At 63.7% G+C, this 9,698-nt stretch carries 8 protein-coding genes; 6 read left to right on the forward strand and 2 right to left on the reverse strand.

The window, feature by feature from the left end; translation table 11 throughout:
- Positions 1–97: 97 nt before the first annotated feature.
- Both AC07W0_RS06685 and exaA read right to left on the reverse strand, forming a co-directional pair.
- On the reverse strand, positions 98–745 hold the full coding sequence (locus AC07W0_RS06685; RefSeq protein ID WP_102617289.1) for a pentapeptide repeat-containing protein: 648 nt from the start codon (positions 743–745) through the stop codon (positions 98–100).
- Positions 746–824: 79 nt separating this feature from the next.
- Positions 825–2,732 (reverse strand): quinoprotein ethanol dehydrogenase, encoded by a 1,908-nt coding sequence (exaA, locus tag AC07W0_RS06690; RefSeq protein WP_079444253.1) that lies wholly within the window; start codon positions 2,730–2,732, stop codon positions 825–827.
- A gap of 255 nt (positions 2,733–2,987) precedes the next feature.
- Here exaA and pedF point away from each other — a divergent pair, with 255 nt between their 5' ends.
- The 6 genes from pedF to exaC all read left to right on the forward strand — a co-directional run bounded on the left by pedF (position 2,988) and on the right by exaC (position 9,601).
- A complete protein-coding gene (gene pedF / locus AC07W0_RS06695; RefSeq protein ID WP_017847481.1) occupies positions 2,988–3,449 on the forward strand; it encodes a cytochrome c-550 PedF in 462 nt (153 codons plus the stop codon).
- Positions 3,450–3,452: 3 nt separating this feature from the next.
- Positions 3,453–4,328: a substrate-binding periplasmic protein gene (locus AC07W0_RS06700; protein WP_046382816.1), complete on the forward strand. Its 876-nt coding sequence runs from the start codon at positions 3,453–3,455 to the stop codon at positions 4,326–4,328.
- Between the two features lie 9 nt (positions 4,329–4,337).
- Positions 4,338–5,099: a quinoprotein dehydrogenase-associated SoxYZ-like carrier gene (locus AC07W0_RS06705; protein WP_102617288.1), complete on the forward strand. Its 762-nt coding sequence runs from the start codon at positions 4,338–4,340 to the stop codon at positions 5,097–5,099.
- Between the two features lie 16 nt (positions 5,100–5,115).
- Positions 5,116–6,048 carry a quinoprotein relay system zinc metallohydrolase 1 gene (locus AC07W0_RS06710; RefSeq protein WP_046382818.1) on the forward strand — a complete coding sequence of 311 codons (933 nt, stop codon included), beginning with the start codon at positions 5,116–5,118 and terminating at the stop codon, positions 6,046–6,048.
- A gap of 135 nt (positions 6,049–6,183) precedes the next feature.
- Positions 6,184–7,959 (forward strand): PQQ-dependent methanol/ethanol family dehydrogenase, encoded by a 1,776-nt coding sequence (locus tag AC07W0_RS06715; RefSeq protein ID WP_017847477.1) that lies wholly within the window; start codon positions 6,184–6,186, stop codon positions 7,957–7,959.
- A 121-nt stretch (positions 7,960–8,080) separates the two neighbouring features.
- A complete protein-coding gene (gene exaC / locus AC07W0_RS06720) occupies positions 8,081–9,601 on the forward strand; it encodes an acetaldehyde dehydrogenase ExaC (RefSeq protein WP_017847476.1) in 1,521 nt (506 codons plus the stop codon).
- Positions 9,602–9,698: the final 97 nt, after the last annotated feature.

Below are 9,698 nucleotides of genomic sequence, written 5' to 3' on the forward strand. Positions count from 1 at the left end.
GCGAAAACCGTCAACGATAACGCGAAAAACCAGACCCCCCGCGCCGCTCTCGGGTTTTTCGCGAGCAAGCTCGCTCCTACATTCAAATGGCGGTGTGCTAACGATTCCAGGTGGTGGGGCAGTCCTTGCAGCCTTCCATGTTCGCATCCTGGAAGTTCGCGTAGTGCTGGCGACTGCCCGTGAGGGTGGCCTGTTCCAGGTTGCTCTCACCGAACTTGGCCTCTTGCAGATTCGCATCGCTCAGATCCGCCCCTCGCAGGTCGGTCTTGCTCAGCCAGGTCATTTCCAGGTCGGCGGCGCGCAGGTTGGCCTTGCGCATTTTTGCCCCGGACAGCCGCGCGAATTGCAGGTAGGCCGCGCTCAGGTTGGCGTTTTCAAACTGCGCTCCCTGGGCGAACAGGCCCCAACCCTGGATCGCCATCAGCGTGGCGCCGGTGAAATCGGCCAGGCGCAGATTGCTTTGTTGCAGGCTGGCGCGGGTCAGGTTGGCGCCCTGCAACTGGGCTTTTTCCAGGTTGGCCAGGTCGAGGTTGGCGTGGCGCAAGTCCGCATCGCGCAGGTCGGCGCCGGCCAGGTTCATTTTGCTGAGGTCCTGGTTGCTCAGGTTGGCGCCCCTGAGGTTGGCGCCGGGGCATTGGCTGTGTTCGGCGAGGGTGCAGCCGTTGATGACCAGCGGGGTGTCGTCGCCGTCATCGGCGTGGGCCAGGGGCAGGGCGAGCAGGAGTAACAAGGGCAGATAGTTCATCTTGGAACCTCCAGACGAAGCAACCCCGTGACGTAGCAGCTGTCGAGCAGCCAGCTGCTACGACGGGGCTGGGGACGGGTTATTTTTGGGCGGTCTTGTTATCCCAGCTCGGGATCTTGAACACCCAGAACGACCCACCCTGTGCCACCGGCTTGGTCAGCTCGGCCATGTCGCCGCCCCACAACGGCACCGCGCCGCCATAGCCGACGGTGACGCCGATGTACTGCTCGCCATCCTGTTCCCAGGTGATCGGCGGCGAGACGATGCCGCTGCCGGTCTGGAACTTCCACAGCTCCTTGCCGGTTTTCGCGTCGAAGGCCTTGAAGAAACCGTCTCCGGTGCCGGTGAACACCAGGTTGCCCTTGGTCGCCAGTACGCCGGCCCACAGTGGCAGGGCTTCCTTGTGCTCCCACACCACCTTGCCGGTGGTCGGGTTCATCGCCCGCAGGGTGCCGACGTGGTCGTCATACATGCGCTTGATGCGGAAACCCATGCCCAGGTACGCCGAGCCCTTCTTGTAGTTGACCTCTTCGGTCCAGTATTCCTCTTTCCATTGGTTGCCCGGGATGTAGAACAGGCCGGTGTCCTGGCTGTAGGCCATGGGGTTCCAGTTCTTGCCGCCGAGGAACGGTGGCGAGACTTCCACCGGCTTGCCCTTGGTTTCACCGGGCAACGGTTTGGCCGGACGCTGGCCCGGGTTTTCCACCGGACGACCGGTCTTCAGGTCGATATGGCTGGCCCAGGTGATGTTGTCGACGAACGGGAAGGCGTTCTGCAGCTTGCCGTTGTTGCGGTCGACCACGTAGAAGAACCCGTTGCGGTCGGCGTGACCGGTGGCCTTGACCACTTTGCCGTCCTTGTCCTTGTAGTCGAACAGCACCAGCTCGTTGTTGCCGGAGAAGTCCCAGGCATCGTTCGGAGTGTGCTGGTAGAACCATTTCACTTCGCCGGTGCTCGGGTCGACACCGACCTGGCCCGAGGTGTAGAGGCTGTCGAAGTCGTGCGGGTTGCCGTCCTTGGACGTGCGCGCCCAGGTGTTCCACGGGCCGGGGTTGCCGGCGCCGACGATGATGGTGTTGGTTTCGGCATCGAAACTCGCGCTCTGCCAAGGTGCGCCGCCGCCGTGGCTCCAGGCCTCGACCTTGCCGGTTTCGGTGGTCGGGTCATCCGGCCACGACGGCGCTTTGACGTCGCCGGTCGGGGTGCTGTCCTTGCCGTTCAGGCGGCCCATGTGGCCTTCGACGAACGGGCGCATCCACACTTCTTCGCCGGTGTCCGGGTCGCGCGCATACAGCTGGCCGACCACGCCGAACTCATCGCCGGAGCTGCCATGGATCAGCAGCACCTTGCCGCTGACCTTGTCTTTGATCAGCACCGGGGCGCCGGTCATGGTGTAACCGGCGGCGTGGTCGCCGAACTTCTTGTTCCACACCACTTTGCCGGTGTTCTTGTCGAGGGCGATCAGGCGCGCGTCGAGGGTGCCGAAGTAGATCTTGTCGCCGAAGATCGCCGCGCCGCGGTTGACCACGTCACAGCACGGGCGGATGTTTTCGGGCAGGCGGTGGTTGTAGGTCCACAGGCGTTTGCCGGTCTTCGCGTCGAGGGCGAACACGCGGGAGTAGGAGCCGGTGACGTAGACCACGCCGTCGCTGACGATGGCCTGGGATTCCTGGCCGCGCTGCTTCTCATCGCCGAACGAGTACGACCAGGCCGGGGTGAGCTTGAACACGTTCTTGTCGTTGACCTGGGCCAGCGGGCTCCAGCGCTGGGCGTTGGTGCCCATGCCGTATTGCAGCACGTCCTTGGTGCTCAGGTGGTCGTTGGCGATGTCTTCCCAGGTGACGTTGCGCGTCGCCTTTGCGGTGGACGGCGCGGCAGGGTCGGCGGCGGCGAAGCTGGCCGCACTCAAGGACAGGCTGCCGACCAGCAGGAAAGCCTGCACGGCAAGGCTCAGCGGCGAACGGGCGGGTAGCGATCTTATTATCATGGTTGCAGTTCCCAGTGGAGGTTTTGGCCTGCACAGGGTGGAGCGCCAGGGCGCTGCGCGGATACGGAAAAAGTCCCGCTGTTGCCGGGAAGACTTCCCGAAGCGCCGCTGTTTTAGGCGTGCCCCACAAGCCCTACTACCAAGGGAGGACAAGCCGGCCACCAAAGCAGCATACGGCCTATGCCCCAGGGTTTCTAAGATGGTTGCCATAACCTCTGCAATGAGGTTTTGCGTGCAATCCTGAGGGCAAAAATAATGACAACAAAACGCAATGCCTTGCTCGTCGCCGGGCTGTTGGCCGGTGTGATCGGTGCAGGCTCGGCCTGGGCCCACGGCAACGTGGTCCCGCAAGCAGTGGAAACCAAGGGCCTGACCTCGATCAAGGACGCCGGCGTGCCGGTCGACGAGGACGGCTGGGCGGCAGTTAACCCTTACCGCACGTCGCCTGAACACGACCGAGCCCTGGAAATCGGTTCGTCCGCCTACAATCAGAACTGCGCCGCCTGCCACGGCCTGGAAGCCAAGTCCGGCGGCATCGCCCCCGACTTGCGCATGCTGGATGTGGGCGAGGCCGGTGATGAGTGGTTTGTGCAGCGCGTGCGTCACGGCGCGGTGCGCGACGGCCGGGTATATATGCCGAAAATGGCCGATTACCTGAGCCAGGAAGCCTTATGGGCGGTACGCACCTACCTGGACAGCGTTCACGTCGAGGAGTAAGCCATGCGCCTGTTCGCTTATGTGCTCGGCCTGGCCCTGCTGTGTTGCCAGACGGCACAGGCGCAGGTGCGCAGCTATGACCAGATGATCGCCGCCGGTGAGTTGAAAGTGGCGGTGTACAAGGACTTTGCCCCCTACAGTTTCGAAGACGGTGCCACCCCGCGCGGGGTCGATGTGGAGCTGGCCGAGGCCCTGGCCAAGGCGCTGGGGGTGCAGCTCAAATTGATCTGGGCGCCGGCCGGGGAAAAACTCGACGACGACCTGCGCGACTACATCTGGCGCGGCAGCCAGTTGCATAACCAGCAACTGGCCGACCTGATGATGCGCGCACCCTACGACCACGACTACGCGCAAAGGCGTAACGATCAGGGCGAACTGGAAAACGGCCATGTGGTGATGTTCGGGCCGTACCAGAACGAACAATGGCAGGTGGCCTACGACCGCCGCCGCCTGGACAAGGTCGCCAGCGTGGCGGTGTTCGAGGAGCACCCGATCGGCGTCGAAGTCGACAGCGTACCGTCGTTTTACCTGACCTCGGTGTTCAACGGCATGCTCGCCCGCCAGACCCATCACTACCCCGGTGTACCCCAGGCGTTCGCGGCGATGAAGGCCGGTGAAGTCGACGCGGTGATGGCGATGCGCGGCGAGATCGACTGGCAGGTGCATCAAGCACGCGATCCGCAACTGGCCCTGGCGCAAAACGCTTACCCGAGCATGGGCCGGCAGCGCTGGGAGATCGGCATGGCGGTACACGAAAGCAATCGCCAGTTGGCCTATGCGGTGGAAGAGGCGCTGGAAGGCCTGATCCGCGACGGTTCGCTGCAAACCATCTACAGCCATTACGGCCTGCAGTACGAAGTGCCCGAAATGTACCAATAGGAGCAGGCGATGAACTGGCGACTGAACTGCATGTTGGCCTGCTGGTTACCGTTGGCGGCCCACGCCGCGGCGGTCGAACCGGGCACGGACCCGGTGCCGTCGGTGATGTGGGCGTTCTACCACAAGCAGTTGCTGGCCGATGCGCCGTTCGTGTTCGATGAGCGGGTCAAGCTGCTGGCGCCGCCGTTCGCCGAAGATGCGCGCCAGGTGCCCCTGGAAATCGACGCGCGGGCGCTCAAGGGGCACGTGGTAAAGATCCTCGCCTGGGCCGAACTCAACCCGTTGCCCAGGATTGTCGATTTTCAGCCCAAGGCCGGGGTGCTGCCCTGGCTGTCGATCCGTATCCGTATCGAACAGGCCACGCCCCTGCGTGCGGCGGTGCTCACCGATGACGGGCTGTGGCACGTCGGCTCGACCCTGATCGACGCGGCCGGCGGCGGTTGCACCGCGCCCAGCGTGGTCCGCACCCAGCCGGGTTGGGAAGAGCATATCGGCGAAGTCCTCGGCGGGCGTTACCCACGCGGCGAATTCAGCCGGGTGCGCGTGCAGGTGGCGCACCCGATGGATAACGGCATGGTCAGCGGCATCCCCGAGTTCTATCTCAACCACGCGCAACTGCGTGGCCAGGACGGCCAGGTGCTGGCCGAGCTGGTGCTGTTCCCGGCGGTCAGCGAAAACCCCAACCTGGCCTTTGACATCGACGCACCCGGGCCGACGCGCCTGGTGCTGCGCGACAACAGCGGCAATGAATTCGACGCAGCCATTCCCTGACCAGAAGGAGCGCGGCATGCGCTGGATTCTATTGTTGTGCCTGAGCTTGAGCCTGCCCGCTGTGGCCGACCTCGACTACGCCCTCAAGCCACGACTGATCGCCGACGACACCTGGCTGCTGGAAGGCAGCACCGACAATTTCGCCAAGGACAACGGCGGCAATATCGTCAATACCGCGTTCATCGTCACCGAGGCCGGCGTGGTGGTGATCGACACCGGGCCATCGCGGCGCTACGGCGAAGCCCTGCGCCGGGCGATCGCCAGCGTCACCGACAAACCGGTGATCCAGGTGCTGCTGACCCACCACCACCCCGACCATGCGCTGGGCAACCAGGCCTTCAAGGACGTGCCCATCGGCGCCCTGGCTGGCACCACGCGCCTGTTGCATGAGCAGGGCGACGGCATGGCGGAGAACCTCTACCGCATGGTCGGCGACTGGATGCGCGGCACCGAAGTGCAATTGCCCACGCAAGTGCTCGAACCCGGTGTGCTCAGCTTTGGCCGCCACGACCTGCGCCTGCTTGCGCTGACCGGCCACACCGACGCCGACCTGGCCATCCTCGACCAGACTACCGGCGTGCTGTTTGCCGGCGACCTGGTGTTCTTCCAACGCGCCCTCACCACCCCCAACAGCCCCGGGCTGGCGGCGTGGCTGGCGGACATCGACACCCTGCAGGCCTTGCCCTGGACCCTGGTCGTCCCCGGCCACGGCCCGGTGGCCAACGATGCACAGCCGTTCGCGCAGATGCGCGACTACCTGACCTGGCTCGACCAACTGCTGCGCGACGGCGCCGCCCACGGCAGCGACATGGCCGAAATGATCCGCAGCCCCATCCCCGAGCGCTTCGCCGCGATCAACCTGAGCCGCTATGAACTGATCCGCAGCGTCAGCCACCTGTACCCGCGTTACGAGCGCGAGCAGATGCAGCGCGTGGATTCGGCGCGCTGACGGACCGGACCCGCTACTAAGGAACTAGCAATCTCGATACTGCGGTCAATTGTGACAACCGCCCCTGCGCCCAAGAATCTGTACCAGACCGGGAAAATTTCCCGGGTATAACAAAAAACCGCAGAGGTAGCCGTCATGACCCAACCCGCACGCCGCCAACCCTTCGCCTTGAGTGTGTTGCTCGGTGCCATTCTGTTATCCGGCCAGGCCATGGCGGCCGTGACCGATCAGGAGATTCTCCAGGACCCGAAAAACCCCGGGCAGATCGTCACCAACGGTCTGGGCGTCCAAGGCCAGCGCTATAGCCCGCTCGATACCCTGAATGTGGACAACGTCAAGGACCTGCGCCCGGTCTGGGCATTCTCCTTTGGCGGCGAGAAACAGCGCGGCCAGCAGGCGCAGCCGATGATCAAGGACGGGGTGATGTACCTCACCGGGTCCTACTCGCGGGTGTTCGCGGTGGATGCACGCACCGGCAAGAAGCTCTGGCAGTACGATGCGCGTCTGCCCGATGACATCCGCCCGTGCTGTGACGTGATCAACCGCGGCGTGGCGCTGTACGGCGACCTGGTGTTCTTCGGCACCCTCGACGCCAAGCTGGTGGCCCTGAACAAAGACACCGGCAAAGTGGTGTGGAGCAAGAAAGTCGCGGACCACAAGGAAGGCTACTCGATCAGCGCCGCGCCCCTGGTGATCAACGGCAAGCTGATTACCGGCGTGGCCGGCGGCGAATTCGGCGTGGTGGGCAAGATCGAAGCCTACGACCCGAAAAACGGTGACCTGCTGTGGACCCGTCCGACCGTTGAAGGTCACATGGGCTACGTCTACAAGGACGGTAAAGCCGTGGAAAACGGCATTTCCGGCGGCGAGGCGGGCAAGACCTGGCCTGGCGACTTGTGGAAAACCGGCGGCGCGGCACCGTGGCTGGGCGGCTACTACGACCCGGAAACCAACCTGCTGCTGTTCGGCACCGGCAACCCGGCGCCGTGGAACTCGCACTTGCGCCCTGGCGACAACCTCTACTCGTCCTCGCGTCTGGCGCTGAACCCGGATGACGGCACCATCAAGTGGCACTTCCAGACCACGCCCCATGACGGCTGGGACTACGACGGCGTGAACGAACTGGTCTCCTTCAACTACACCGAAGGCGGCAAAGAGATCAAAGCGGCGGCCACCGCCGACCGTAACGGCTTCTTCTACGTGCTCGACCGCACCAACGGCAAGTTCATCCGCGGCTTCCCGTTCGTCGACAAGATCACCTGGGCCACCGGCCTGGATAAAGACGGTCGGCCGATCTACAACGAAGCCAGCCGCCCCGGCGCGCCAGGCAACGAAGCCAAGGGCACTTCGGTGTTCGTCGCCCCGGCATTCCTCGGCGCGAAAAACTGGATGCCGATGGCCTATAACCGCGACACCGGGTTGTTCTACGTGCCGTCCAACGAATGGGGCATGGACATGTGGAACGAAGGCATCACCTACAAAAAAGGTGCGGCGTTCCTCGGTGCGGGCTTCACCATCAAGCCGCTGAACGAAGACTACATCGGCGTGCTGCGCGCCATCGACCCGAAAACCGGCAAGGAAGTCTGGCGCCACAAGAACTTCGCGCCGCTGTGGGGCGGGGTCCTGACCACCAAGGGCAATCTGGTGTTCACCGGTACGCCGGAAGGCTTCCTGCAGGCCTTCAACGCCAAGACCGGCGAGAAGGTCTGGGAATTCCAGACCGGCTCCGGCGTGCTCGGCTCGCCTGTGACCTGGGAAATGGACGGCGAACAGTACGTCTCGGTGCTCTCCGGCTGGGGCGGCGCGGTGCCGTTGTGGGGCGGTGAAGTGGCCAAACGCATCAAGGACTTCAACCAGGGCGGCATGCTCTGGACCTTCAAATTGCCTAAAGAACTGGTCGCCAAACACTGAATCTACGACCAAATGACAAGAGCCCTCCTGCCAACGGCGCATTCGCCCGGCAGCGGGGGCTCTTTACTATCGGGTCATCGCCTGTTGACCGACAGGCCCGGACCCAGACAGAGGCTTTAACATGATCTACGCACAACCTGGCACCCCTGGCGCCATCGTCAGCTTCAAGTCACGCTACGGCAACTTCATCGGCGGCGAATTCGTTGCGCCGATCAGCGGTGAATACTTCACCAACACCTCGCCGGTGACCGGTGAAGTGATCGCCGAATTCCCGCGTTCCAACGCCGCCGACATCGACAAGGCCCTCGACGCGGCCCACGCCGCCGCCGACGCCTGGGGCAAGACCTCGGCCCAGGATCGCGCCCTGGTGCTGCTGAAAATCGCCGACCGCATCGAACAGAACCTCGAAGTGCTGGCCGTCACCGAAAGCTGGGACAACGGCAAAGCCGTGCGTGAAACCCTCAACGCCGACGTGCCGCTGGCCGCCGACCACTTCCGTTACTTCGCCGGCTGCATCCGCGCCCAGGAAGGCGGCGCCGCCGAGATCAACGAACACACCGCTGCCTACCACTTCCACGAGCCGCTGGGCGTGGTCGGGCAGATCATCCCGTGGAACTTCCCACTGCTGATGGCCGCCTGGAAACTTGCCCCGGCCCTGGCCGCCGGTAACTGCATCGTGCTCAAGCCGGCCGAGCAGACGCCGCTGTCGATCATGGTGTTTGCCGAGCTGATCAACGACCTGCTGCCAGCGGGCGTGCTGAACATCGTCCAGGGCTTTGGCCGTGAAGCCGGCGAAGCGCTGGCCACCAGCAAGCGCATCGCCAAGATCGCCTTTACCGGCTCTACCCCAATCGGCGCGCACATCATGCATTGCGCGGCCGAGAACATCATTCCGTCGACCGTGGAGCTGGGCGGCAAGTCGCCGAACATCTTCTTCGAAGACATCATGAACGCAGAGCCGCAGTTCATCGAAAAGGCCGCCGAAGGCCTGGTGCTGGCGTTCTTCAACCAGGGCGAAGTGTGTACCTGCCCGTCGCGGGCGCTGGTGCAGGAGTCGATTTACGACGACTTCATGAAAGTGGTGATGAAAAAGATCGTCAAGATCAAGCGCGGCAACCCGCTGGACACCGAAACCATGGTCGGCGCCCAGGCGTCCGAGCAGCAATACGACAAGATCCTGTCCTACCTCAAAATCGCCCAGGAAGAGGGCGCCGAACTGCTCACCGGCGGCGCGGCCGAGCGTTTGGAGGGTGACCTGTCCAGCGGTTACTACATCCAGCCGACCCTGCTCAAGGGCCATAACAAAATGCGCGTGTTCCAGGAGGAAATCTTCGGCCCGGTGGTGGGTATCACCACCTTCAAGGACGAAGCCGAAGCCCTGGCCATTGCCAACGACAGCGAGTTCGGCCTGGGTGCCGGCCTGTGGACCCGCGACATCAACCGCGCCTACCGCATGGGTCGGGCGATCAAGGCCGGCCGCGTGTGGACCAACTGCTACCACCTGTACCCGGCGCACGCCGCGTTTGGCGGCTACAAGAAGTCCGGCGTGGGGCGTGAGAACCACAAGATGATGCTCGATCACTACCAACAGACCAAGAACCTGCTGGTGAGTTACGACATCAACCCACTGGGCTTCTTCTAACCCCGAATTGAAATGCAACCCAATGTGGGAGGGGGCTTGCCCCCGATAGCGGTGGCTCAGTCAGGTATGTATTGGCTGACACACTGCCATCGGGGGC

This window comes from Pseudomonas sp. GW704-F2 (assembly GCF_059423025.1).